At 51.4% G+C, this 23,093-nt stretch carries 26 protein-coding genes; 8 read left to right on the plus strand and 18 right to left on the minus strand.

Annotated elements, in window-relative coordinates; genetic code table 11:
• Positions 1–94 precede the first annotated feature (94 nt).
• Complete coding sequence (locus tag ACZ5TN_RS02610; protein ID WP_232500608.1) at positions 95–652, plus strand: hypothetical protein; 558 nt, start codon at positions 95–97, stop codon at positions 650–652.
• A 42-nt stretch (positions 653–694) separates the two neighbouring features.
• Here the strand turns inward: ACZ5TN_RS02610 and acs are convergent, their stop codons facing one another.
• Positions 695–2,092 (minus strand): acetate--CoA ligase alpha subunit, encoded by a 1,398-nt coding sequence (acs, locus tag ACZ5TN_RS02615; RefSeq protein WP_011249616.1) that lies wholly within the window; start codon positions 2,090–2,092, stop codon positions 695–697.
• A 219-nt stretch (positions 2,093–2,311) separates the two neighbouring features.
• Here acs and ACZ5TN_RS02620 point away from each other — a divergent pair, with 219 nt between their 5' ends.
• Positions 2,312–2,959, plus strand: a complete 648-nt coding sequence (locus ACZ5TN_RS02620; protein WP_011249615.1) for a phosphoribosyltransferase — start codon at positions 2,312–2,314, stop codon at positions 2,957–2,959.
• Between the two features lie 12 nt (positions 2,960–2,971).
• Positions 2,972–3,268, plus strand: a complete 297-nt coding sequence (locus tag ACZ5TN_RS02625; protein WP_048053674.1) for a hypothetical protein — start codon at positions 2,972–2,974, stop codon at positions 3,266–3,268.
• A 14-nt stretch (positions 3,269–3,282) separates the two neighbouring features.
• Here the strand turns inward: ACZ5TN_RS02625 and ACZ5TN_RS02630 are convergent, their stop codons facing one another.
• The gene (locus ACZ5TN_RS02630; protein WP_464917074.1) at positions 3,283–5,415 is read right to left on the minus strand and encodes a CGP-CTERM sorting domain-containing protein; all 2,133 of its coding nucleotides are present in this window, start codon (positions 5,413–5,415) and stop codon (positions 3,283–3,285) included.
• 96 nt (positions 5,416–5,511) lie between these two features.
• Here ACZ5TN_RS02630 and ACZ5TN_RS02635 point away from each other — a divergent pair, with 96 nt between their 5' ends.
• The gene (locus ACZ5TN_RS02635; RefSeq protein WP_464917075.1) at positions 5,512–6,513 is read left to right on the plus strand and encodes a metal ABC transporter solute-binding protein, Zn/Mn family; all 1,002 of its coding nucleotides are present in this window, start codon (positions 5,512–5,514) and stop codon (positions 6,511–6,513) included.
• A gap of 6 nt (positions 6,514–6,519) precedes the next feature.
• Here the strand turns inward: ACZ5TN_RS02635 and ACZ5TN_RS02640 are convergent, their stop codons facing one another.
• From ACZ5TN_RS02640 to ACZ5TN_RS02655, 4 genes are read right to left on the minus strand one after another with little or no spacing between them, the layout of a single operon-like run.
• Complete coding sequence (locus ACZ5TN_RS02640; protein ID WP_011249611.1) at positions 6,520–7,431, minus strand: ABC transporter permease; 912 nt, start codon at positions 7,429–7,431, stop codon at positions 6,520–6,522.
• The gene (locus tag ACZ5TN_RS02645; RefSeq protein WP_464917076.1) at positions 7,428–8,462 is read right to left on the minus strand and encodes an ABC transporter permease; all 1,035 of its coding nucleotides are present in this window, start codon (positions 8,460–8,462) and stop codon (positions 7,428–7,430) included. Before ACZ5TN_RS02645 ends, ACZ5TN_RS02640 begins: the two co-directional genes overlap by 4 nt.
• Entirely contained in the window at positions 8,459–9,985 is a 1,527-nt protein-coding gene (locus tag ACZ5TN_RS02650; RefSeq protein WP_011249609.1) for an ABC transporter ATP-binding protein, read from the minus strand. The genes ACZ5TN_RS02645 and ACZ5TN_RS02650 overlap by 4 nt, the downstream gene beginning before the upstream one ends.
• 39 nt (positions 9,986–10,024) lie before the next feature.
• Complete coding sequence (locus ACZ5TN_RS02655) at positions 10,025–11,317, minus strand: BMP family ABC transporter substrate-binding protein (protein WP_464917077.1); 1,293 nt, start codon at positions 11,315–11,317, stop codon at positions 10,025–10,027.
• A 183-nt stretch (positions 11,318–11,500) separates the two neighbouring features.
• On the opposite strand from ACZ5TN_RS02655, the gene ACZ5TN_RS02660 reads away from it, so the two are divergent.
• From ACZ5TN_RS02660 to ftsY, 4 genes are all read left to right on the plus strand, one after another.
• On the plus strand, positions 11,501–11,959 hold the full coding sequence (locus tag ACZ5TN_RS02660) for a hypothetical protein (RefSeq protein WP_464917078.1): 459 nt from the start codon (positions 11,501–11,503) through the stop codon (positions 11,957–11,959).
• 109 nt (positions 11,960–12,068) lie between these two features.
• Complete coding sequence (locus ACZ5TN_RS02665) at positions 12,069–12,698, plus strand: IS607-like element ISTko1 family transposase (RefSeq protein ID WP_054840307.1); 630 nt, start codon at positions 12,069–12,071, stop codon at positions 12,696–12,698.
• Positions 12,691–13,944 (plus strand): RNA-guided endonuclease InsQ/TnpB family protein, encoded by a 1,254-nt coding sequence (locus ACZ5TN_RS02670; protein ID WP_464917079.1) that lies wholly within the window; start codon positions 12,691–12,693, stop codon positions 13,942–13,944. The genes ACZ5TN_RS02665 and ACZ5TN_RS02670 overlap by 8 nt, the downstream gene beginning before the upstream one ends.
• Positions 13,945–14,011: 67 nt before the next feature.
• Positions 14,012–15,040 (plus strand): signal recognition particle-docking protein FtsY, encoded by a 1,029-nt coding sequence (gene ftsY, locus ACZ5TN_RS02675; protein ID WP_464917473.1) that lies wholly within the window; start codon positions 14,012–14,014, stop codon positions 15,038–15,040.
• A 105-nt stretch (positions 15,041–15,145) separates the two neighbouring features.
• On the opposite strand, the gene ACZ5TN_RS02680 is transcribed toward ftsY, so the two are convergent.
• The 12 genes from ACZ5TN_RS02680 to ACZ5TN_RS02735 all read right to left on the minus strand — a co-directional run bounded on the left by ACZ5TN_RS02680 (position 15,146) and on the right by ACZ5TN_RS02735 (position 23,089).
• A complete protein-coding gene (locus tag ACZ5TN_RS02680) occupies positions 15,146–15,955 on the minus strand; it encodes a ZIP family metal transporter (protein ID WP_464917474.1) in 810 nt (269 codons plus the stop codon).
• Positions 15,956–16,045: 90 nt separating this feature from the next.
• Positions 16,046–16,570 (minus strand): ferritin family protein, encoded by a 525-nt coding sequence (locus ACZ5TN_RS02685; protein WP_011249601.1) that lies wholly within the window; start codon positions 16,568–16,570, stop codon positions 16,046–16,048.
• A 128-nt stretch (positions 16,571–16,698) separates the two neighbouring features.
• Positions 16,699–17,376 (minus strand): tRNA-binding protein, encoded by a 678-nt coding sequence (locus ACZ5TN_RS02690; protein ID WP_464917080.1) that lies wholly within the window; start codon positions 17,374–17,376, stop codon positions 16,699–16,701.
• The gene (locus ACZ5TN_RS02695) at positions 17,282–18,466 is read right to left on the minus strand and encodes a tetratricopeptide repeat protein (protein WP_464917081.1); all 1,185 of its coding nucleotides are present in this window, start codon (positions 18,464–18,466) and stop codon (positions 17,282–17,284) included. The genes ACZ5TN_RS02690 and ACZ5TN_RS02695 overlap by 95 nt, the downstream gene beginning before the upstream one ends.
• Before the next feature lie 40 nt (positions 18,467–18,506).
• Positions 18,507–18,833 (minus strand): hypothetical protein, encoded by a 327-nt coding sequence (locus ACZ5TN_RS02700; protein ID WP_054840310.1) that lies wholly within the window; start codon positions 18,831–18,833, stop codon positions 18,507–18,509.
• Positions 18,834–19,817, minus strand: coding sequence for a DHH family phosphoesterase (locus ACZ5TN_RS02705; protein WP_464917082.1), 984 nt, complete (start codon positions 19,815–19,817; stop codon positions 18,834–18,836).
• 81 nt (positions 19,818–19,898) lie between these two features.
• A complete protein-coding gene (locus tag ACZ5TN_RS02710; RefSeq protein ID WP_464917475.1) occupies positions 19,899–20,219 on the minus strand; it encodes a nucleotidyltransferase domain-containing protein in 321 nt (106 codons plus the stop codon).
• 35 nt (positions 20,220–20,254) lie between these two features.
• Positions 20,255–20,569 carry a DUF3194 domain-containing protein gene (locus tag ACZ5TN_RS02715; protein ID WP_464917476.1) on the minus strand — a complete coding sequence of 105 codons (315 nt, stop codon included), beginning with the start codon at positions 20,567–20,569 and terminating at the stop codon, positions 20,255–20,257.
• Between the two features lie 43 nt (positions 20,570–20,612).
• Positions 20,613–20,966: a prefoldin subunit beta gene (locus ACZ5TN_RS02720; protein ID WP_011249594.1), complete on the minus strand. Its 354-nt coding sequence runs from the start codon at positions 20,964–20,966 to the stop codon at positions 20,613–20,615.
• 70 nt (positions 20,967–21,036) lie between these two features.
• Positions 21,037–21,282 carry a KEOPS complex subunit Pcc1 gene (gene pcc1, locus ACZ5TN_RS02725; protein WP_054840313.1) on the minus strand — a complete coding sequence of 82 codons (246 nt, stop codon included), beginning with the start codon at positions 21,280–21,282 and terminating at the stop codon, positions 21,037–21,039.
• Between the two features lie 10 nt (positions 21,283–21,292).
• A complete protein-coding gene (locus tag ACZ5TN_RS02730) occupies positions 21,293–22,318 on the minus strand; it encodes a CheF family chemotaxis protein (protein WP_464917083.1) in 1,026 nt (341 codons plus the stop codon).
• 21 nt (positions 22,319–22,339) lie between these two features.
• Positions 22,340–23,089 (minus strand): hypothetical protein, encoded by a 750-nt coding sequence (locus ACZ5TN_RS02735; RefSeq protein WP_232500634.1) that lies wholly within the window; start codon positions 23,087–23,089, stop codon positions 22,340–22,342.
• Positions 23,090–23,093: the final 4 nt, after the last annotated feature.

Below are 23,093 nucleotides of genomic sequence, written 5' to 3' on the forward strand. Positions count from 1 at the left end.
ATTTTGAAGCCTCTGAAATCTTTGGGGATCTGGGAACATGACTATACCACAATATCTGAAACATTAATAAGCATTTGAGCCTATATGTTATTAGGTGAGTTCATTGAAGAGACTATGTGCTCTAGCAATTGGTGCGTTGGTTTTGGTTGCCCTCTTCACCACGTACTCGTGGCACAAAGCTGAGGAAGACCTGAAACTCTCCAGAACGGTTCGTGAGGAGAGCTGGGGTAGGGTGTACTTGACAGTAGCCGAGGATATCTTTGAGTTTGGTTACATGGATAGAGCCTTTGAGGATCTCCTTGAGAAAAATGCTTCCGAAGATGAGATAGTCGAATACGCGGGTGCTTATTACCTTATGGCTAGGCATGTTGAGAGGGTTTTCATCTTCTTAAGCTATGAGTTATACGAGGGGTATTTCAAGTATTACAAGATTGGAAGGGCCTTCGGGAACCTTGAAAGATTCTTTATTGACATACGCTCCAAGAGGGGAGTCAATAGGACCGAGACTATCCGGACGAATATTGAAACCTTTAGGGAGATTTCTCGCATAGCAAGAAAGATTGGGAAATACGGTGATCCGCGAGATATCCCGGAGGAACTTGCTGATGAGTTACTGAACACAACCAAAAATCTAAAACTCGTCTACGAGTGATACGTGTGGTGTCTCAAGACCAAAAAATGAATGGGAAGGAGATCACTCCTTCTTCTGCTTCTTCTTCCACCTGCTCCAGCGGTAGAGCGCCGCGAGAGCCTTTATTGCCCTCTCCGGCTCTGGGTAGGCAGGTATTCCTTCCTCGTTGAGCCTGTCGATGGCTTCCTTGGCCTCTATACCGCCTACGATGGCAACGACGAGCGGCTTCTTCCTGCCGCTCTCGTTGTACTCGCGGATGACTATGTCGGCGAGGTCCCTCGGGTCGAGGACGGCGGTCTGGCAGTAGAGAACCGCTATGCTGTGCATGTTCGGGTTGGCAAGGGCGTCCCTTATGGCACCCTCGTAACTCTCGGCACCGGCCATACCGGTGAGGTCAACGGGGTTCTTGTAGGAGCCGAACGGTGGCATGTGGTTGGCGAAGACCTTGAGGTCTTCGAGGTTGTCGTAGAGGTGCAGACCGGCTTCCTCTGCCGCGTCGGTAGCCATAACGCCTATTCCACCGCCGTTGGTGAGGATGACGAGGTTCTCTCCCTCGGGCTCGGGCAGGTTGCTGAGGGTTCTCGCGTAGTCGAAGGCCTCTCCAATGGTGTAGGCTCTTATGACGCCGCTCTGCTTGAAGGCGGCGTCAAAGACCTTGTCGCTACCGGCGAGTGAACCAGTGTGGGAAGCGGCTGCTTTAGCACCGCGCTCGCTCCTTCCCGCCTTGATGACGACTATTGGCTTGACCATGCTGACGTCCTTGGCCACTTCCATGAAGCGCCTTCCGTCCTTGACACCTTCCATGTAGATGAGGATTGCCCTTGTGTTCTCATCCTCCTTGAAGTACTCGAGGAGGTCAGCGTCGTCGATGTCGCTCTTGTTTCCAACGCTAACTACAGCGGAGAGACCGACTTTCTCAAGGATTGTCCAGCCCATAAGGGCTATTCCAAGGGCACCGCTCTGGCTGATGAGGGCAAGCGGGCCTGGGAGAACGTCGGTCGGACCGAAGGTTGCGTTGAGCTTCTCGGGAGTGTAAACGACACCGAAGATGTTCGGGCCGAGAATCCTCATGCCGTATTTGTGGGCAGTTTCGACGAGCTGCTGCTCAACCTTCTTGCCCTCCTCACCGAGCTCACCGAAGCCCGAACTTATGATCGGGAGAACCTTAACGCCCTTCTGGCCGCACTCCTCAACGACCTGCGGAACGAATTTGGCAGGGACAACGATGACGGCCATATCAACCTCGTCGGGAACATCGAGAATGCTCTTGTAGACGGGGAACTTCCTTCCGCTGATCTCAATTTCGCCGCCCTTAACGTTGACGGCGTATATCTTTCCTTCGTATCCGTAATCGACGAGGTTCTTCATAATTGCGTATCCTATCTTCCCAGGCTTTCCAGAAGCGCCTATAACTGCTACGCTCTTGGGCCTGAACAGTGCCTCTATCTTGGGGTCAGCCATTTTTATCACCTCTGATGACATTCACAGTTTTACGTCTGTAAAAGCAGTTAAAACGTTTCTCTTCTCGTTTTGACGATAGGAAAATCGGCGACTGTTCAAAACCCAGCCAAACAACACCCTCCATTAGAGCCCCAGAACACAATAGTCACATCCATGGCAATTCACGTTATCCAAAAACCTTAAATATAACATTCACCTCGCCCCGTTAAGGGAAATCCAATGAAGAAGTTTCCTGCAAGGCTCGCTTCTTGGGAAGACATTGAAAGGTGGGCGAAGGAAGGCGCCTGGAAGATTCTGGAAGAAGGCTGGAAGCCAGATGTGGTGGTTGGTCTCGCCAGGGGCGGCTGGGTCGCGGCGAGACTCTACTGCGACTACCTGGGAATCAAAGACCTTGTAAGCCTCAAGGTGGAGCACTGGGGAGTAACCGCTACTCCGGACGGCAAGGCCAAGCTCAAGTACGGCACGAACTACGACCTCAGTGGGAAAAAGGTTCTCATCGTCGACGACATCAGCGATACTGGTGAGAGCCTGACGCTGGCCAAAAACTACGTCGAGAGCAAGAGCCCTGCGGAAGTCAGGACTGCAACACTCCTGACGATCAGAGGCTCCCGCTTTAAGCCCGAGTACTACGGAGAGGAGATAGACTGGGCCTGGATAGTCTTCCCGTGGAACTTCGTCGAGGATATGATAAACCTCGTGAGCAACATTCTTGAGGAAAAGGAAGCGGTAAGCACCGACGAGATAATCGAGCTCTTCAAGGAGCTCCACGGTCTCGAAGTCCCGAAGGGCAAGCTCGAAGAGGCCCTCAGGATGGCTGAAATGAGGAAGGTTTTTAAGTTCAGGGAAGGGAAGTGGCTCAAAGCCTGAGGGAGTGGTAGCTTGGACAGGGAGAAGAAGGTTGAGGAGATCAAGAACCACAGCGTCTACTCCCGCGAGATATACGAAATGCACAGCGAGAGCATCGACGAGGTAATAGAGAACTACGAGGAGCTCAAGGAGACCTACCTCAACGACCACTCCCGCGCTAGGATCGTGAGGATAGTCTTCAACGAGGACAACGACCTTCCCCTGGCGATAGAGTTCCACAGGAAGGACGACAGCTTCAAGGGATTCACGATAGCCATCGGCAAGCCGCACATCAAGAGCAACGGAAACGGAAAAAAAGAGAAGGAATGAACTTTTCCACTTCTTTACCTTCTCCTTCTGATGAGAAGCGGTATTATTGCTAGGCCAACGAGGGCCGCTGGTCCGCACATGTTTTTGTCCGTCGCGGTAGTTCTTGAAGTCTCTACCGGGCTCGTTGTTTGACTTTTAGATGGCGAGGTCGTGGGAGTTGTTGTGGTTGAGGAATCGACGGACGTAGTGGTTGTTTCGGGCACTGTGGTAGTGTCAGTCCTGACGGTTGTTGTGGTCGTTGTGGTCGTCTGCGGGCTTAATAGAAGGGTTGCGTTGAACGACTCGCTGAGCCTCTCCGCGAGGGGTTTGTTGTAGAACCCGACCTCAATGGCCCCGGGCGTCCATATCTCGTAGCTGCTCAGGTAGTAGGTGGGGTTTTTGAACAACTTAGTCATGTTTTCGTCCGTTCCCGCGATCCAGACCACGTAATAGTACGTGTTGTATGGGTTTACGGACGCCATCAAAAGGGCCGCTTTGTCGACCGTCTGGAACCCACCAGCCGCGACGGAGGTATTGCCGTAGACTGCCCTGAGGGGGCTTTCCTCGTCAAGGAGGAGGAAACTGGTGACGTTGTTCTCGCGGATTACTCTCCATCCCTCGCCGGCCCTCTCAAGCCGAATCGGGAAGTAGTCGTCGAAGATGTCAACGATCCTGTTGGTCGAGGGGGTTCCGATTAGTACAAGGTGGGAACTTAAATCCGAAGGGGTAACGTTCACGTCGGCTTTGACTACAACGTCGTCTATTCCGCCGTTTCTTCTGTAGAATTTCCTCAGGATTTCCGCAACCTCATCGGCGAAGCTTTTGATGTTTCTACTTTCAGTTGGGCTTAGGTTGGCCGTTCCATAGATTACAACGACTCTGTTACCAAACCATCCTTTATCGAGGGCCCTTACGGGGGTAACCGGCACCTCAAGGTTGTATACCTTGGTGACGTTTTCGGGGGACGCGAACTTCTCAAGGGACTCCAGCGCGCGGGGAACGCAGACGGAGATGTTTTTGAGCTCCCCGCTTTTAACGTCGAGAGCACAGCTCTGAATCTCGTTGTAAAGCCATTCGACCCAGAACTCTCCCCACGCCTTCTGCATCTGCATCGCAAGGAGGGTGTAGTTGTGGTTGACGTGGCTTATGGCGTAATCTGCCCAAGCATCCGCAAAGCCCTCGTAGATCATAGTAAGGCCGACATAGTGACCGTCGTAGGTGGTGAGGTAAGGCATATCGTCCCTCGCGGCGTCTATCACGTAAGAGTAGGTATACAGGTCCAGGGTGTTTAGTACAGGAATGGTGACGTCGTGTCCCAGCTCGTGGTAGATGAAGTTCAGATAGAGCAGTTCGTCGAGGCCGGTGCTGTTTATGAGGTCCCTGTTGAGGGGGAGTCCCATCATGGTGTCGCGGGCGGTTTTGTAGCTCCACACCGTCCTCTGAGGGTCCCTCCTCACGAGCGGAAGGAATCCCGCAGCCCCCCATGCCGTCCTGTTGTTTTCCGTGGTTGTCAGGCTGTGGCCATGGATGGCAACCAGATACGGGTGGAAGAAGACGTACGTGACGTTGGAGACACCGGCGTGCTCCTCCATAAACTCGTCGGGCGGAATGAGTGAAAGAGCTCCTCCGTAGAGCCTTAGGTCTTCCATGTAGTAATCCTGATGAGTCCTGTAAAACTCCATGAAGTCGGTTTCGTTGGCAAACTCTCTCAGGGCCGGCAGGAATTCGTTCTTAAACCAGTTGAAATACTCGCGGTAATACTCTGGTACATCCTCTTCAGAATAATACTCTTCCAAATATTCGGGTATCTTAAGCTCCGGGGGCTCTGAACAGCGTACGAGCAGCATCTCAATTCGGGCTAAGTACGTGTCCTTCCATGTAAATCTATTAGAACGTGAGAGGTAGTCCCTAAGGAGAATCACAGCCGTTGAGTTCCTGTATTTCCCGAAATGGGCTTCCACTTCGTCTATATAGTCCCCCCTGTCTATAACAAAGGTGTCGTTGCCGAAAGCCAGGTAGTAGACTATTCCAAGAAGTTCCTCGTTTGGGTGTATCTGAACCTTTACGTTCTCGCTTATGTACACAGTGCCGTTCTCAACGGGCGCGGCAAGGGTTGAATTAATTCCCAGTATTGCCAGAATTATTATTGCAGCAAATACTTTCTTCATGTTATCACCGAGTATAAATTGAAAAACTGAAGTTTTTATGTTTTTTGTGGAAGGCTTTTAAAGGGGGGGCGCTATGGTGGATTAGGGTGATCTAACATGCGCAGGGCACTGGTAATTGTAGCCGTTGTAATCGCTCTAAGCGGGCTCTTCTTTCCCCCAGCAACGGCCAGCGGAGAGAAGCCACTGGTAGTGGCCACGATAGGGCCGCTTGGCTCGATAGTCAGGGAGGCCTTCCCTGGGGTTGACGTAGTGGTCCTAATACCCCCCGGCGTCGACCCCCACGACTACCAGATGACAGCGGAGCAGGTTGAACTCGTCCAGAGGGCCAGTGTGATAGTGACCACCGGTGGCCACCTTCCGGTCGAGAAGCGGATGGTGGAACTCAAGGAGAACGGCGAGATTGCTGGAAAGATACTCCTCGTGGACGACTACAAAAAATACGGCTTCAGATACCTCAAGGAGCACTGGTACAACGAGAAGGACAACCCACACGGCGTCTGGCTCGACCCATACAACGCCATTGCGATAGCAGAGGCAACAGAGGAAGCACTGATTCAAACTGATCCTGCAAGGGAAAACGAGTACCTGCTCCAGTTTGAGGCGTTTAAAGCAAGAGTCCTGGGGATAGTTGAGGCGTACAGGGCCCTCATCAACTCAAACGCCACCGCAGTCATTCAGATGCCGCCCGACCAGTACGCCCTTGAGTGGCTTGGAATTAAGGCCGTTGAGGCCCTGAAGCCTGAGGAGGAAGTCCCGGCCAAGGGTGTTGACACGCTCGTTGAGAAAGCCAAGGGGGCAGACATCCTTGTTTACGGCCTCGACAGTCCGGATCAAATGAAGAAGGCCATGATGGAGCTGGCCGAGAAGAGCGGGAAGCCGCTCGCTGGGATAACCGTCTTCTGGAGCTCAGGCAACTATACGGACTGGCTGGTGAAGAATACAGCTGCCATCATAGAGGCCCTCAAAGGCGAAAGCCTCAGAGAAACACCTCAGGAAACCAGAAAAGAAACGGGAACAAACACCGAACGGTACATCCTGCTTTCGCTGCTCACGGGGATAGTGCTTGGGACTGCCCTTGGGGTAATAATGAAAAAGTAAAGGGCATCACTCCCTCTTGTACGGTTTTCCGTCCGCCTTCGGCGGTTTTGCCTTTCCTATTATTCCCGCGACCACCAGGAGAGTAACCACGTAGGGGAGTGTCGCTATGAACTGCCACGGTATCGTTCCAGCAAGCCAGGGATTGTTCTGGATGTAGAATGACAGGTTGTCAAAGAAACCGAACAGGAACGCCCCACCAAGGGCTACCAGCGGGTTCCAGTTGCTGAACACCATGTTCGCCAGTCCTATGAATCCCCTTCCGGCTGCTATGCTCTTGGTAACCGTCCCGAGCCAGTCCACGCTGAGGTATGCTCCCCCCACTCCCGCTAAGGCGGAGGCTATTAAAACCGCTGTGAACCGGTACAGCTCAACGTTTATTCCCAGGGCGTCGGCGGCTTCGGGATTCTCTCCAACGGAGCGGATCCTCAACCCAAAGGGGGTCTTAAACAGAACCCACCAGGAGACGATGGCTATTGCTATGGTTATCACCACCATTGGGCTCAGTGAGTTGCCGAATGCGTCCCTCCAGAGCGGCTCGACCTTGACTGTGTCGGGAACTTGATGCTGTCCTGCCGTTCCCCAATAGGCCATTATTCCGAAGGCCACGCTACCGTAGCCTAAGAGGTTCAGGCCGATTCCAGGAATGACATGGTCACCCTTAAGGTAGACCGTCAGGAAACCATGTAGTGCACCGAGGAGGAGTCCAACCAGCGCTCCTCCCAGGAGTCCAACCCATCCATTGCCGGCCCACTCGGCTATCATCGTTCCAAAGAAGGCCGAGAACATCAGGATTCCCTCGTATCCGATGTTGACCACGCCAGCCCTCTCGCTTATCGTCGCCCCTATGCTGACCAGTGCTATTGGAACCATTGCTGAGAGGGAACCAAGGACGAGGCTTATTATCATCGTCTCGTTCATGCCCTCTCCCTCCTGAACCACCTGGTTGTCAGGTCGTAGAGACCAGGAACCGCCACGGCAATGATGATTATTCCCTCAATGACCTTGATCATCTCGAGTGGAACGTGGGCATGCTGCTGCATTGCGGTCGCTCCGGCGCTCAATGCACCGAAGAGGATTCCAGAGAATATTATCCCAAGTGGATGATTCCTGCCCACGAGGGCCACGCCTATTCCATCAAAGCCGTAGTTCTGGATGTTGGCCAATCCCTGGGTTATAGCGTAGCTCGGAGGTGTTCCCATCACAATCCCGGCCCCTGCCAGACCCGCGGTCATACCCCCGAGCAGGAAAGACCATATCGTAGCCTTCTTTGGACTGATTCCGCCGTATTCGGCGGCCCTCGGGTTCTGTCCGCTTATCCTGAGTTCGTAGCCCAGCTTCATGTGCCACATTATCACATACACAATTATAGCGGTGAATACGGCTATTATGAAGGCGAGGGAAAGGCTCGTGCCCTCCATTAAGAGCGGGAGCCTAGCGCTCGGGGGAATCGAGAGGGTACTGTTCGGATCCCTCGGATTGTAGTAGACGCTTACAGCCAGCCAGCTGACGAGATAGAGGGCTATCCAGTTGAGCATTATTGTCGATATGACCTCGTGGACCCCCCGATAAACCTTGAGGATCGCGGCAGGGAGGAGCCAGAGCGCGCCGACTATCAGACCCGCCAGGAGCCCCATGAGTGGGTTGGGAATGTACTGCGTTGTTATTATCGCAGCGATTGCCCCAAAGTAAACGGATCCCTCTGCACCGATGTTGAAAAGACCCGTTCTTGCGCCCAGCGCGAACGTTATGGCCGTGAGCATTATCGGGGCGGACTTTGCCAGGGTTTCGGCTATGCCGTCGAGAGAACCGAGGGAGCCAACTATAAGCCAGTAGTACGCAGAACTGGCGCTGTATCCGCTTAGCCAGAGGACTATGGCCCCTATCACTGCCCCTATCAGGATTGCCAGGATACTCTCTGCCAGGGGCTTCCAGTACCCTTTGACGTTCATGCTTTCACACCTCCCATCATAAGGCCGATCTGCTCCTCGGTAACTTCCTCGGGCTTAACAACCCCCATAAATTGCCCCTCGTACATGATTGCCATCCTGTCGCTCAGCTGGAGAACCTCGTCGAGATCAGCCGAGACGAGGAGAACCGCCTTGTTCTCGTTTCTGAGCTTCACGAGGTAGTTCCTGATGTACTCGGTTGAAGCCACATCAACGCCTCTTGTAGGCTGTGCCGCGATTATAAACTCTGGCTTTTTGCTGACTTCTCTGGCAACGATGAGTTTCTGCTGGTTTCCACCGCTTAAGCTCTTCGCTGGTGCATTTACACCAGGGGCACTTATCTCAAACTCCTCTATAAGCTCACTAGCGTGTTTCTTGACCCTGCCCCAGTCTATAAGCCCAAAGCCACGTGAGAACTCCTTTCTCCAGTGCATTCCGAGAATCGAGTTCTCCATTACGCTCATCTCGATTACGAGCCCCATGTGGGTTCTATCCTCCGGTATGTGTGCAAAACCCATGTCGTAGAGATCCCTGGGACTTTTGCCGGTTATGTCGACTCCATTGAGGTATATCCTACCCTTTTCGACTCTCCTAAGGCCAGATATGGCCTCTATCAGTTCGCTCTGACCGTTGCCTTCAACACCCGCTATTCCAAATATCTCCCCCGCTCTGACCTCAAAGGAAACTCCCCTTACGGCTTCCTCTCCGCGATCTCCCTTGACCCACAGGTTCTCAACTTTAAGAACCGTGTTTCCAGGCTCCTTTGGAGGCTTTTGTATTCTAAGGACTACGTCCCTGCCGACCATCATTCTCGCTAGAAGCTGAGGAGTTGCCTCGCTCGTCTTAACAGTCCCGATCACCTTGCCCTTTCTTATAACTGTGACGCGGTCCGTTATCTCCATGACCTCATTGAGCTTGTGGCTGATGAAGATTATAGTCTTGCCCTGGGCCTTTAGCTTCCTTAGAACAGCGAAGAGCTCCTTGACCTCTATTGGCGTTAGAACAGCCGTGGGCTCGTCGAGGATCAGTATGTCCACGTTTCGGTAGAGCATCTTCAGTATCTCGACCCTCTGCTGAACGCCGACGGGGAGGTTCTCCACTGGGACATCGAGGGGGACCTGAAAGTTCAGCTCGTCCATGAGGGCCTTGATCTCTCCACGCGCTTTTTCTAGGTCTATCTTGGAGAATAAGCCGTGACCCTCCATACCTAGGATAATGTTCTCTAGGGCTGTAAAAACATCAACGAGCGTGAAATGCTGGTGAACCATGCCGATACCGTTCGCTATGGCGTCGGCGGGGCTTTTAAACCGAACCTCTTTCCCCCTGAGAAAGATTTTACCATTTGTTGGTTTGAGCATTCCAAAGAGGATCTTCATAAGAGTCGTTTTTCCAGCACCGTTCTCACCGAGGAGACCAAGTATCTCGCCCTCATAAACCTGAACGGTAACCCCGTGAAGGGCTTTAGTGCCGTCGGGATAAACCTTGACGATGTCCCTCATCTCAAGTATCGGCGTTTTTTCTTCCATGCTATCACCCCCACCAAGGAAAGAGAAAAAGAAAAGGGTTCACTTCTTGTGGTTCTCGTAGTAGTCAAGTCCCCAGTAAGCACCGAAGCGGTAGCCTCCCTCGAACTTGTAGAGGACCGGAATCTCCATGCCGAGGACTATTCCGATGGTATCTTTGCCGTCGTTGAGGGCTATGAGCGAAGCCAGAGCCCCCGCAAGGGCAGATCCCTCGTTCTCCTTAAACAGAACCATCTGGACGTTGTGTGGCATTTCTGGATCGTAGCCGTCTATAATGACGAACCTCTGGTTCGGGTACTCCTGAGCGACCTGCTTTACGGCGTTGGTCATCATGAAGCCGACTGCGATGATTATGTCGTACTCACCGCTCTTGGCAAGGCTCCTGAGGTTGGGGAGGTAGTCGTTCTCGCTGTTGCTCTGGAGCTCAGTAATCTGAAGTCCGAAGTCCTTTGCGGCCCTTGAGGCGCCCAGGTAGGCCATGTCGTTAAAGCTCAGGTCACCCCTGCCACCAACATCATAAACGATCGCTATCTTCTTGGTGTTCTTCCTCTGGTTGAGGGTCTCGTTGAAGTAGGTCTGTGCCTTGGGCTCGTTCTTTGCCCATTCCTTGGCGAGGTTCTCCATAGCCGCCCAGTCCTCGGCGTTCCTGAGCTGCTCTATCTGGTCCTTATTTGTGGCCTTGGGGACAACTATCTCCCCGTTTATTATCTTGTTCTGAAGCTCATCAACGGCCTGCCATATCCAGTCGGGAACTTGGTTTCTCGTCTCCTCAAGGAACTGGAAGAGCTCATCTTCGCTGTTGAAGCCAAGTTCCTGGAGCTTCTTCTTCTTGGTGTCTTCGGGGAGGGCGTTGAACATGGCCTTTACATCGTCTATTGTGGAGAGCTTAACGCCACCCTCCTTGAGACCGAGCTCAACGACGCCACCCTCGAACTTGTTTTCTTCTGCCTGTTTGACGGCGTTGTAAACACCGACATCAACGCGCTTCATCATGCTGGCTATTATTGCACCGGGTTTGATCCAATCCTGGGCTGAATCAACACCAATAGCGAACGGGGGACCCATCTTCTTGTTGTTAGCCTTGAGATAATCGTTAATGGCTTCAAAAACGCCCAGACCCGTTCCTCCAGCAACCTGGTAGATCACCCAGGCCCCCTGCTGAAGCTGTGCTTGAGTCGCTTGCTTACCCTTGGCCGCGTCTCCAAAGGACCCCGTGTACGTGTACAGAATCTTTATCTTCTCGGATCCGCCTCCGCCACCGCCGATACAGCCGCTGGCCACTACGCTGAATCCCACAAGCCCTATCAACAACAGGGCAAAGACAGCTTTCTTCATGGGAACACCCCTGAAAGGTTTGTCATTATGGTGTGGGTCTAGGGGGAAATATATAGTTTGTGGTCTGTTAAGGTATTCTGAAAGATTCTTGACGATTTTCCAATAACTTGAAGCGTTTTTAGAATATATTTTATGTGCTAGAAAACCTTTTTAACTATGTTCAAGGAGTAACTCCCGATTGGAATGAAGCTGAGTGATCTCGTTTATCTTAAATCGGGGAGAATCCTGATGACGGGAAGCCCTCGGAGAATAGCGAGGATATTCATCAATGAGTGGGCTAGAGAGGGATACAAAATTCTGGCGGAAGGACTTCCGTTCGTTGTTGATGGAGATGTCTTCATCGGCGACCCCCTTGAGAATCCAGGCTTTGATGCGTATCTAATATTAAACCCGCTCTCTCGCTCGAAAGAAGAACGGAAAAAGCTTTACGGTTGGCTAGAAGAAAATCGGGACAAGCTCATCCTTCTCTATGAGCCCAAATACGTCGGGGACTCAATAACCCGCTATCAGATACGGAACTTCATAGACTACCTCCTCGCCTACCGCAGGGAGACCCTTGGGGCAGAGGTTATAAAGCTGTACCGCATTGAAAATGGCAGAGTGGTTGAGTCCAAGGATTTCATCCGGAGAAGAGGCCCGTGATGAGTGGCTTCGGGTCCGAGCGGTGAGGACACCAGCTATCGCTGAGGCCTTCTTTAACTATTTCTCTTAACCAAAAACTTTAAATGTTTTTGTGATTAATTGTGAGTATATGGTAGTGAAAGAGAAGCTTTACACGGTTAAGCAGGCGAGCGAAATCCTCGGAGTTCATCCAAAAACAATCCAAAAATGGGATAAGGAAGGGAAAATCAAAACCATTAGAACACCCGGCGGGCGAAGGAGAATACCAGAAAGCGAAATAAAAAGACTTCTCGGCATAAGCGAAGAAAAAGGCCTAATCATTGGCTATGCGAGAGTCTCAAGCCACACACAAAAAGACGACTTGGAAAGACAGGTTGAAGCTATCAAGCAATACGCAAAAGAACGAGGCTGGCAAGTCCAAATACTCAAAGACATCGGTTCAGGATTGAACGAGAAGAGGAAAAATTATCGCAAGCTCCTCGAACTCGTCGCAAAAGGAGAAGTCTCAAAAGTCATCATCACACATCCAGATAGGCTCACCCGCTTTGGCTTCAAAACTCTCGAATTCTTCTTCAAGGAAAACGGTTCAGAGATAATCGTAATCAACGAGAAAGAAAAACCCCCACGAGAAGAACTCATTGAAGACTTGATAACCATAATCTCGCACTTCGCTGGAAAGCTCTACGGAATGCGTTCTCACAAATACAAAAAGCTCAAGAAGGGCGTGAAAAAACTAATCGAGGAGGTCGAGAATGACTAAACTTGTTCTCACATACAGAATGTCTCACAACTGGAACGTTAATTCGTTCCTAAAAGAATACCAAAGACTTCTCCAGAGGGCAATTGATGAAATATCGGAGAACACGACTTGGAGAGAGAAGAAAGTCACGCACAGGTATTCCGTTGGAAGCAGGAATTATCACTACTATGAGACGACCCGCCTAATCCCGTATTTTCCACAGTCGAATGAGTTTAAGCGAGAATTAAGGAACAAACTCCTCAAGGACTGGCCTTTCGCCAAGCACTACGTTGATTCTGCTATAAAGACCGCTTATTCAATCCTCAAAAGCTGGAGAGGGAACTACCTCAAAGGGAAGAGAAAAAGAGCGAAGCCAGTCGTTAAGAGAAAGTTCATGAGGGTGAAAACAACTCTAATGAAGGTTGAAGGCTCAAGGATACGAATCACAGTTAAGCCTCGTGAGGAATACCTCGAGCTGGACTTCTCAAAGGAGTGGTTCTATGAAAGGGTTAAGGACTGGAAGGTCGGTGAACTAATAATCAGGGAGAACGACGTTCTACTAACGTTCTCAAAAGAAGTCGAGTTCTCTGGAAGAATCAAAATCGGTATTGATAGTAACTTAACGAGCCTCGATATTTTTCACCCTGAAAAAGGCTGGATTAGGGTGGACTTGAGCGAGCTACACAGGATTGTCGAGACTTATGACAGGATTATTGACGGGCTGAAGAGCGTTCAGCGGAAAGCTCCAAAGAGGATTGGAGTTCTCCTTAAAAAATACTGGACGAGGAGAAGGAACAGGATTGAGGATTATTTGAACAAGCTTGCAGTCCAGCTTTCAAGAGAGTTCCCTGATGCAGTTTTTGTCTTCGAGGATTTAAACAAGTTCAAAATGCTCCAGAACGGTTCGAGGAAGTTCAACAGGAAGCTCTCCCGTGCTACTTGGAAGAAAATCGTTGGAAAGCTTTCCTATCGTGTTCCTGTCGAGTTTGTTAATCCTGCTTACACTTCGTCCACCTGCCCGGTGTGTGGGAGTTGGTTGGAGTCCCGAAACGGGCGGGTGGTTTGTCATAACTGTGGTTTTGAGGCTGACAGGCAGTTTGTTGGTTCGTTCAACGTTTTCGTGCGGGGACTTGGGGTCGCCCTGAGCGGGGCTGAGCTTGATGATTTGCTCCCCAATGAACCCAGAGGGGAACTGAACGTGATGAAGCCCAAGTCCGTCGTGAGGGTTGATTTAAATGGAGGGAGGTTCACTCACGTTCCTCCCTAAAACTCACGACGGACAGACCCCGATAGTCATATATAATGATATACACCCTTTCCAACCGGTGGTGAAGATGTTCGGAAAGCTAAGGGAGAAGCTCAAAAAGTTCACAAAGCAGGTTGAGGAGAAAATAGAAGAGGAAGAAAAGGCCGTTGAGGCTCCAATGGCTGGGGAAGAAATACAGAAGGCTGTTCAGGAGTCCACAGAGACAGAGGGAGAAAAACCCGGATTCCTTGGAAGACTCCTCCAGGTGGAGATAAAGGAGAAGGACATCGAAGATGCCCTCGACGAGCTTGAAATTGAACTCCTTGAGGCCGATGTTGCCCTTGAGACCGTCGAAGCCCTCCGCGAGAAGATAAAGGAAAAGCTCGTGGGGAGAAAAGTCAGGATAGGTACGAATAAAGGTAAGATTATAGAGGAAGCCCTGAAAGAGGCTATTCTCGAAATCTTGACTCCCGAAAAGAAAATCGACTTGCTCCAGATGATAAAATCGAAAGAGGATAAGCCCTTCGTCATAGCCTTCGTCGGCTTCAACGGCTCTGGAAAAACAACCACCATAGCGAAGCTCGCCCACTGGCTCAAGAAGAACGGGTTCAGCGTTGTAATAGCTGCCAGCGACACCTTCAGGGCGGGTGCTATAGAACAGCTTGAAGAGCACGCGAAGAGGGTCGGCGTCAAGGTCATCAAGCATGACTACGGCGCAGACCCTGCCGCGGTTGCCTACGACGCCATCCAGCACGCAAAGGCGAGGGGAATTGATGTCGTCCTGATAGACACGGCTGGAAGAAACGAACTGAACAGGAACCTCATGGACGAGATGAAGAAGATAGCAAGGGTCACCAAGCCCGATCTGGTGATATTCGTTGGGGACTCGCTCGGAGGCAACGCCGTTGTCGAACAGGCCAAGCAGTTCAACGAGGCCGTGAGGATAGACGGAGTTATACTCACCAAGCTCGATGCAGACGCGAGGGGAGGGGCAGCCTTGAGCATAAGCCATGCAATCGGCGCGCCCATACTCTTCGTCGGCGTTGGACAGGGCTACGAAGACCTCAGACCCTTCGACGAGAAGTGGTTCGTGGATAGGATTTTCGGGGAGGACTGATTTTTAGTCTTTTAGCCCCTGAAAATTATTCCGCTCTTTTCTATCATCCAACTTCTCAGATTTTGCTGTAAGGCTCAGGAGAAGAGAAAAAACAAATGCACTTACTCAGCCGAGCATCGAGTCGAGGAACAGCATCACGTAGAACCCCAGGAAGAAGCCGAGAGTGACCAGCGTCTCGTTCTCCTCCCTCTTGTATATCTCGGGTATCATTTCCTTCACTGTAACGTAGAGCATCGCCCCGCCGGCCATTCCAAGTCCGTAGGGCAATAGCGAGTGGAAGACAGTGAAGAGGAACGCACCGAGGATGACCATCACCATCTCTGCCACGCCGCTAAGTGCACCCATCACTATGGGCATGAGGCGCTTTTTCTGGAGGGTCGCCAGCGGGAGAGAAACGACGGTTCCCTCCGGAAAGTCCTGGATTCCAATGGCTATCGCCGTTATGAGGCCCGTCTTCAGGTCGTAGACGAGCGAAGTCCCGACTGCCATCCCCTCAGGGAGGTTGTGGATGATAACCGCTAAGACGATAAGCCAAACGACGCGAAGCTTCTCCTTGAACTCCTTCGGCCCCTCGTAGCCCTTAACGAGGTGTTCGTGGGGAATGAATCGGTCTATAAGGTAAATGAGTATGACCCCAAGCAGGATTCCAATGCCCGCCGGTGTGAAAGTACCCGTTGATTCTATGGCCGGGAGTATCAGGCTTGTAAAACTTGCCACTATCATGACTCCAGCGGCGAAGGAGAGGCTGACGTCCACTCCCCAGTCCGGCATTCTGTTGGCGAAGATGGCAAGAAGGGCACCGAGGGTAGTCATCACCGCCACGAATACACCTGCATACACTGCCACCATTATCAGGCTGCCGCCGGAGATGCTCAGCAGCCACGATGAGAGGTTCGCTATGAATCCTTCCAGCATTGTTAGGTTCACCTAAAAACATTGGGATTGTCGAATTTTATAAATCTTTTGCTCTATCGCGTTTAGCGTTCAAAGTTAAGATGAAAGGGCTCACGGCCCAACGTGCATCATCTGACCGTACATCTCCCAGTCAAGGAGGAGCTCGTACTCGGCCTTCAGGTTGTAGTAGTGGCCCCACTCCATATCGCTGAGGTAGCGCATGAGCCTCTTCTTCTCCTCGGTGTCAACCATCTCCTCAAGCTTCGCATAGAACTGCGCCGCTATCTCCTCGGCCTTCATGGCCCAGCGGATGAGATCTATGATGTCCTGCACGCCGTTAAGCTTCCTCGCGACGGGCTGGAGCTCCGGTCCTATGTGCTCCTTGGGAAAGACAACCTCCTTCCCAGGGAACATATTGGCGTAGATCTTTCTCAAAAGCTCCTCGTGCTTCTTCTCCTCTCCGGCGAGCCACTCTATCTTTTCCTTAAGCTCCTGGATGTCAATCCTCTCGGCAAGGCTCTCGTAGAACTTTCTCGCGCCTATCTCGGCCTTGATGGCCATCCCAAGAAGCTCCTCAAGGGAGAAGTCCTTCATCTTTTCGAGGGGAAGCCCCTCTTCCAGCTCAGGCGGAACCATATTTATCACCCCATTCGTCAAGCAACAGTCCAAATCTCATTATAGACTTCAACCCTCTTAAACCTTCCTTTTTGAGTGATCTGAGAACAACCAAAACTAAATCTCCTAATAAAAAGAAAGAAAAGGTTTCACCCCTTCAAAAACGCCTCGACGATGTTCCTCGTCTCGTTGAGGGCTTCAAGCGGGATTCCCTTCGGAAGGCCGCCGATTTCACCCTTGACGTCCTTCAAAACGCCCTCCCCAGCTCCTAAGAACATACCTTCGCTCACTATTCCGCGGAAGTTTGCTGGTGGTAGCAGCGCAACGGCAACGCGGTTGCCTTCCTTAACGGTGAGGTCGTTTGTAACGACTGTTATCGCCCTGTCGCCGATGTTGACGTTCGTAACCAGCAAGCGGTCAGCGTTCGGGTGCTTTGCGACGCTCATGACTTCTCCGACCTTGATGTCCACCGCTATGACGGGGTCGTTTATCTTCCCTAAGGCCAGTCTCCTGTCAAGGCCAAGGATCGTATTCAGGAAGAAGCGAACTTTCGCAACGGCTTCCTCTACCTTCTCGCGCTCGCTCTTGTCCGCTAAGCTGAGAAACTTGTGGTGCCAGTCCTCCCCGCCAAGAGCTTCGATTATCCCGAGGGCCTTTTCCTTCAGGGCCTTCATCTGGGGTGTATCGACTAGCTCTTTTGGATCAATGTAGCTGTAGCGCATGGCCTGTATCTCAGGAATCATCTCCTTCGCCAGCTGGATTGTCCTCTTCTTGTCCCACTTCCCCTTGAACTTCGCTCCCTCTATCGTCTTCAGGAACAGCTCCACGCTCTTCTCCGCGACCAGTAAGCGGTAATCCTTGCTCGTGTCCCACATCTTCACCACCTTCCAGTGCCTTCAAAACGCGGTTCTTAACACTTTCGTCGGGAATTCCCTCCGCTATCGAGCGGGCCTTTGAGAGCTCTCCCATCCGCCTGTAGGCGATGGCCACTTCTCCTAAAAGCTCAGAGGCGAGGTGGGAGTCATCAATGATGCCCGCGAGGACAAGCGGCTCTTCGACGAGGCCGATGCGGAGCATTCTCTTTGCTATTTTGAAAAGCTCCTCGTCGGAGGGTCTGAACTTTCCAACGAGTATGAGGTTCATGGCGTCTTCAAAGACTCTCCTTCCGAGGTCCGGCCTCTCGTGGAGGAAGAGCCAGTAGCTGAGCTTCAGCATTTCCGAGGCCCTCTCCCTGAGGTCTAAGAATCGGATTAAGTCTACTGCCTTTTCAACGTCTCCCTTCTCCACGAGGGAATCAACAACGGTTTTTCCCCTGCGGAGAACCTCTTCTATAAGCTCTATTTTCTCGGAAAGCTCTTTTGCCTGGAGGTTGAAGAATAGGGACTCATATACTTCCTTTGCCAGGCGATAGTAGTCGAGGGCGATGGGAGCGTTTATCTCATCGGCGGTTTTTTCAATCAGCCTGGCGACGCTGAGAAGGGATGACAGGACTGCTGAAGACAGGCCCCTCGCAGACTGGAGGGTCTCAACGGCCTCCCAGAAGAGCAGATAAGCGTCTCTATACCTGTCTGAGATGGCAAGGTTTCTGGCAATGCCCGCCAGAAGCTCTCCTCTAATCCTGGGGGAGGAGAACTCCCTGGCGAGGGAAACCGCCAGTATCATGTACCTCTCCCCTGCGCTCTCGCGTCCGAGCTGATAGAAGGCCCTCCCCACTATGGAATAGGCGAGCGCTTTTTCCCTCTTGTCCTCGATGCCCTCAAGGGCTTGGAGCATCTCGGAGAGAACCTCCTCTCTCGGGAACTCATCGAAGATTCTCAGGAGTGCAAGAAGACGCTCAAAGCTATCCTCAATTTTAAGTGCAGAATTGAGTGCGCTCTTGAAGTCCTTTCGTGAGAGGTACCTTTTTACAGCTTCCACAGAAACCACCAAGAAGAAAATATGCATAGAGCCTAAAAGCCTAACCCTTCATCTTCCTGTTCCAGTTCTCGAGCATTGAATCGAGCGCCAGAAGGCTGTTGAGCCTGAGGCGTACCCTTTTGTTGTCCCAATCTATTGAGCCTTTGAAGTCGTTCAACAGCTCGAACACCTTTTCGGCTTCCGAAGCTGGAAGGTTTCTTCCATAGAACTCCTCACCGCAGTGAGGGCATTTGAAAACGAAGTCGTTGAAGGTCTCCATGAACTTATCTCTGTCTTTGAAAACGTCCTCACTAACACCCTTTTCGAGCATCTGGTTTATCAGCTCTGCCCAATCGAGGGCCTTTCCACAGAGAGGGCATCTGGCCACTCAACCCACCTCCCTCAAAAACTTCTCAATCTCCTTAAGTATCAGCTTGATTGCATCATCAAGGTTCTTCTTGCCATTCGCTCCAGCGGCTCCTGCGTGCCCCCCACCCGAGCCGTCAATGATTGGCCCTACTTTTTCCATTATCTTCCCGAGGTGGAGACCCTTCCTGACGAGGCTTTCCCTGGCCCTTGCGGAAATCCTGACGCCGTTCTTCTCGCTCCCAACGATGGCTATATCCGCCCCAAGCTGGAGGAAGACCTTGCAGGCAAGGGATTCGTAGGCCGAAACCTTTGAGACGGCTATTATGTACTTTCTGAACTTCCTTATCTCCATCCTCTGGCAGGCCTTCAGCACGGCCATTCTCTTTGCCTGGTCAATGTTCTCGTCGTTCACCGGGGCAACCAGCTGGAAAATCTCTCCCATCTGAATCGGAAAAGCCTCAAGCATCTCGGATACGGACTTGAACGTTTTCGAGTTCGCGAACCTGAAGTTGGCAGTATCGGTCACTATCCCGGCAAGGAGGGCTTTAACAGAGGGCTCATCGGCAAACCCAAGGTACTTAAAGAGCTCCCATACGATCTCAGCCGTGGATGTTCGCGTTGAATCAACGACAGAAATATCTGCTGTTATCGGGTTCTTCTTCTCGACGTGATGGTCTATTAAGATTGTAAACTTATCCTTTGGAATCTCAATCGGCTCAAGCTGTTCGAGGGAAGATGTGTCGAATATAACAACTACGTCTTCATCAACGGAGGGGTTCTTCTCAATAGGAACGGGAGAAAGCCTGAGAAGTCTCTTCGCGTAGGAGGAAACGCTCTGGGCGACGCCAATTCTAACCCTTTCAACTCCCCTCGCCTTTAGAAAACGGGCAAACGCTATTGCAGAGCCGAGGGAATCGGGATCGGCGTTGTGGTGGCAGAGGAGAAGGAACGACTTGTCCCCAGCTGTCTCAAGGAAGCGTCTAAGCTTTATCTTGCCCCTCATTTCAACTCCTCCAGGGCTTTCTCCACTCTCTCCACGAACCTTCTAGCGTAGGCATGTTCCATGAGAAGGGCGACTTCGTCGCTAACCAAGCGAAACTCCCTCCCTGCGGATGTTGGTATAGAACGCGGTGTTGATGTTCTTCATGAACTCAAACTCCTCGACGCTCACGACTTTAACCGAGATGTATGTCCCGTATTCCAAGAGGTACATCACAACTAATTCAGAAACCTTCTTTTGAATCTCCCATGGGTCGGCATCAACAACAATGAGAACGTCAATGTCGCTCTCCTCTCTATAATCTCCCCTGGCCACGGAGCCGAAGAGTATCACATCTTTAACCAGGTCTCCAAGAGAGTTTTTTACTTCCTCTGCGAATTCCTTGGCTATTTTGCGGTAATCCATAACACACACCAGTGTAATTTGCTCCTTTTGGTGATTTAACCTTTTCCTGCGATCTCCCTCAGCTTTTTCTCAACGGCCGCGTAGGCTTTCTCGACCGCCTCGTCAATCAGCCTCTCCACGTCAACTTTCACGAAAACTGGAACCTCGAGGTAGACCTCAAGCTCAAGGTCGAGGGTCTCGCCCCTGTTTATCCTCGTCGTTACCTCTATGTCCTTCACGTCGCTCCTGTTGAGGGCATCAAAGACGTGCTTTATCACGACTCTCTGTGCGAGCTCACCTACCTCGATTATCTGCTCCTCGGTAAGCTCCGGCAGGCCTATGTGGACTACTCTCCTTCCCTCGCTCTCCATAGTCATCACCGCTGACGGAAATAATCTGTAAGAAAGAAGAGGGTTAGCCAGCTGTCGGCGGCCTCAGGGCCGACTGTATCTGGGCGGTAAGCTCCTTGAGCTTCTCGTTGAGCTTCTTCTCCTGCCTCTCAAGGGCATTCAGGCGAACCTCAAGGGTCTCTATCTTCTCCTTCAGCTCCGCAACGGCCTTATCCTTGGTGGTCTTGACGATGAGCGTGCCGACGGTCTTGTAAACGACGGCATCATCGGGAAGGCTCTCTATCTCATCGAGGGCCTTCTTGGCCTCGGTGAGCTCAAGCTGTACCTTCTGCTTCTGCTGAACGACGAGCTGGAGCTGCTGCTGGTAGCTCTCAAGCTGGCCCAACATCGCCTGAACCTGCGGCGGAATGTTTTGCATACCAACACCTCCGTAATCGTAATCCCTGTGAGAATAAGGGAGGGGCTTTAAATAGTTTCGGTGAAGAAACTCAGACTTCAATGGAGTCCATAGCCACCTTTATCCACCGCAGGTAGGAGTTGAGAGTTCCCCTTAGGGCCGAGTTGTCCTCCGCGATGAACTTGAGCCTTATCTTCCTTCCGTCGAGAACGAACTCACCTTTCGTCCTCCTGTATGGAACGGTATCGTGCTCTATCCTGACACTTTCGTAAACCACCCTGGCGACTTCCTCATTGGGAAACTCCAGTTCAATTACAGCCTCTATTGGGTTCCTCATTAAGATCCCCTCACATGACACCCATGTTGTACTTCATAAGCTTGTTGACGAGCTTTCTTCCGTCTCTGGTTAGGTCAACTACCTTCCTTATCATGACCAGCTTGAGGAGCCCCTTATCTATTAGACGATCATAGATGTCCTCTATCTCTTTCTCACTTATTCCAAACATCTCGTGGAGGGTTAGAGGATCCATACCAGAGTAGAGGGCCATGAGGACCTGCTGCTCCATTTCATCGAGTCCACCGAGTTCCTTGAGCTCCCTCTCAAGCTCCTCTTGGAACTCTGCCTTGATCGTTGGGAACTCTTCGGAGGCCTTTATTAAAAGCTCAACGTAATCCTTCCTGTATGTGAGAAGGTACCTCAGAATGTAAAGGCGGATCTTCTTGTCCTCAACAAAGAGGTATGAAACGACGCTCTCTTTCTCATAGAAGTGCTTTATTTTCCAGGCCTCGACCTTTTTGTTGTCCATCTCTATCTCTTCTATGTCTAGGTCTTCCATATCGGAAAAGAGGGGTACGGGCTTCCCTTCGGAAGTCAGGACTATGATGTTCCTCTCGCGCCTGTTCTTCCTAACTGATCTCACGGTTACAATACGGAGTGTACCATCCTCCCACTTGGCGTCCATGTTGAGCGCACCGCCGCGCATCCTCGCGAGAAGGAGCTTAACTTTAACCCCGTTGATCAGAACCTCAAACACTCTGTGAATGAAAGTCTTAAAGGCCTTCTCATCATAAATCAGAAGGTTACTCCCGATGGTCAGAACGAGGGTCTTCTCCCCGGAGCCAGGAACGTAGAACTTCATCCCAAAATGCGGGAGCTGGGGATCGAGCTTAAGCTCATCCGGTATTTTAATACCGATGTCTATTAATGAAGAAAATGGAAACACGTCCTCACCAACTACCTGGCCCATTCTAAGGTACCTCAGAGTAATCCTGTCGTTTTCCAAGTAGGCCATCGCGTCCCTCCACTTTATTGAGGTCGATCCCTTCCAAGTTGACTGTATGGTAGCCTTGACCCTAACCTGGGCGATTGTCATAGCTCTCATCCTCTTTCAGTTTCATATAGCACTCAACTCCTCAAGACGGGCCTCAAGTTTTTTAACTTTCTCCTGAAGTTTCCGTACCTCGTTGCTCAGTCTTATCTCCAGTGGAGTAACCGCCGGGTCTCCGCCGCGCTTTTCGATCAGGTCGTCGAGGATGCTGACGGCGCTGTTTATGTACTCAGTCATCTTTATCAACGCTTCCTCGTGCTTCAGGACAATAGTACCCTTGTCCTTGGTCTTTATAGCCAGCGGAAGCTTTGTCTTTGAGACGTATGTGATCATAAGCTCAAGCTGTTCTTTGTCTTTCTTGGCCGGAAACTTCATGAGCCAGAGCCTCTTGAACTCCTCAAGCTCGTTGAGCACTTTGACGAGAAAAGCGTTGTAGTCGTCCTCCGTGACGTATCCGAGGGCATAACCCCTCGCAAAGTCCAGCAGAGTGAGTATGCGCTTCTTCTTTTCCTTCGCCTCGTCGAGTATCTTCCCCATCCTCTCGTTTATGATGCTCCTAAGCTGTTCAAGTAGTTCTTCCTCATTTTTGGTGACCTTGGTCTTCTGTGGGGTTTTGAGTTTAAGTTCGCTCTCGTTTGCCCCCTCCGTCACCTCGGGAGCCGTTTGAACTGGTGCCACACTTCTGGACTCCGCAATGGTGCTCTCAAGAACCTGGTAGATTTCCCTGGTGTAAGACTGCATCATCCGGCTTACCAGGAACGCCGAGATACCAACTGCAACGACGATGCCTATTAGGAGCACCACCAGTGTTATCACGTCC

The organism is Thermococcus sp. JCM 11816 (assembly GCF_055396515.1).

What these genes read in the sequence shown, in the direction of transcription:
- acs (WP_011249616.1), bottom strand. Translation starts at nt 2,092, where the DNA reads ATGGCTGACCCCAAGATAGAGGCACTGTTCAGGCCCAAGAGCGTAGCA.
- ACZ5TN_RS02665 (WP_054840307.1), top strand. Translation starts at nt 12,069, where the DNA reads ATGGTAGTGAAAGAGAAGCTTTACACGGTTAAGCAGGCGAGCGAAATC.
- ACZ5TN_RS02650 (WP_011249609.1), bottom strand. Translation starts at nt 9,985, where the DNA reads ATGGAAGAAAAAACGCCGATACTTGAGATGAGGGACATCGTCAAGGTT.
- ACZ5TN_RS02730 (WP_464917083.1), bottom strand. Translation starts at nt 22,318, where the DNA reads ATGACAATCGCCCAGGTTAGGGTCAAGGCTACCATACAGTCAACTTGG.
- ACZ5TN_RS02640 (WP_011249611.1), bottom strand. Translation starts at nt 7,431, where the DNA reads ATGAACGAGACGATGATAATAAGCCTCGTCCTTGGTTCCCTCTCAGCA.
- pcc1 (WP_054840313.1), bottom strand. Translation starts at nt 21,282, where the DNA reads ATGAGGAACCCAATAGAGGCTGTAATTGAACTGGAGTTTCCCAATGAG.
- ACZ5TN_RS02685 (WP_011249601.1), bottom strand. Translation starts at nt 16,570, where the DNA reads ATGGTTCCGCCTGAGCTGGAAGAGGGGCTTCCCCTCGAAAAGATGAAG.
- ACZ5TN_RS02705 (WP_464917082.1), bottom strand. Translation starts at nt 19,817, where the DNA reads ATGAGGGGCAAGATAAAGCTTAGACGCTTCCTTGAGACAGCTGGGGAC.
- ACZ5TN_RS02715 (WP_464917476.1), bottom strand. Translation starts at nt 20,569, where the DNA reads ATGGAGAGCGAGGGAAGGAGAGTAGTCCACATAGGCCTGCCGGAGCTT.
- ACZ5TN_RS02660 (WP_464917078.1), top strand. Translation starts at nt 11,501, where the DNA reads ATGAAGCTGAGTGATCTCGTTTATCTTAAATCGGGGAGAATCCTGATG.
- ACZ5TN_RS02630 (WP_464917074.1), bottom strand. Translation starts at nt 5,415, where the DNA reads ATGAAGAAAGTATTTGCTGCAATAATAATTCTGGCAATACTGGGAATT.
- ACZ5TN_RS02670 (WP_464917079.1), top strand. Translation starts at nt 12,691, where the DNA reads ATGACTAAACTTGTTCTCACATACAGAATGTCTCACAACTGGAACGTT.
- ACZ5TN_RS02645 (WP_464917076.1), bottom strand. Translation starts at nt 8,462, where the DNA reads ATGAACGTCAAAGGGTACTGGAAGCCCCTGGCAGAGAGTATCCTGGCA.
- ACZ5TN_RS02710 (WP_464917475.1), bottom strand. Translation starts at nt 20,219, where the DNA reads ATGGATTACCGCAAAATAGCCAAGGAATTCGCAGAGGAAGTAAAAAAC.
- ftsY (WP_464917473.1), top strand. Translation starts at nt 14,012, where the DNA reads ATGTTCGGAAAGCTAAGGGAGAAGCTCAAAAAGTTCACAAAGCAGGTT.
- ACZ5TN_RS02620 (WP_011249615.1), top strand. Translation starts at nt 2,312, where the DNA reads ATGAAGAAGTTTCCTGCAAGGCTCGCTTCTTGGGAAGACATTGAAAGG.
- ACZ5TN_RS02680 (WP_464917474.1), bottom strand. Translation starts at nt 15,955, where the DNA reads ATGCTGGAAGGATTCATAGCGAACCTCTCATCGTGGCTGCTGAGCATC.
- ACZ5TN_RS02635 (WP_464917075.1), top strand. Translation starts at nt 5,512, where the DNA reads ATGCGCAGGGCACTGGTAATTGTAGCCGTTGTAATCGCTCTAAGCGGG.
- ACZ5TN_RS02655 (WP_464917077.1), bottom strand. Translation starts at nt 11,317, where the DNA reads ATGAAGAAAGCTGTCTTTGCCCTGTTGTTGATAGGGCTTGTGGGATTC.
- ACZ5TN_RS02720 (WP_011249594.1), bottom strand. Translation starts at nt 20,966, where the DNA reads ATGCAAAACATTCCGCCGCAGGTTCAGGCGATGTTGGGCCAGCTTGAG.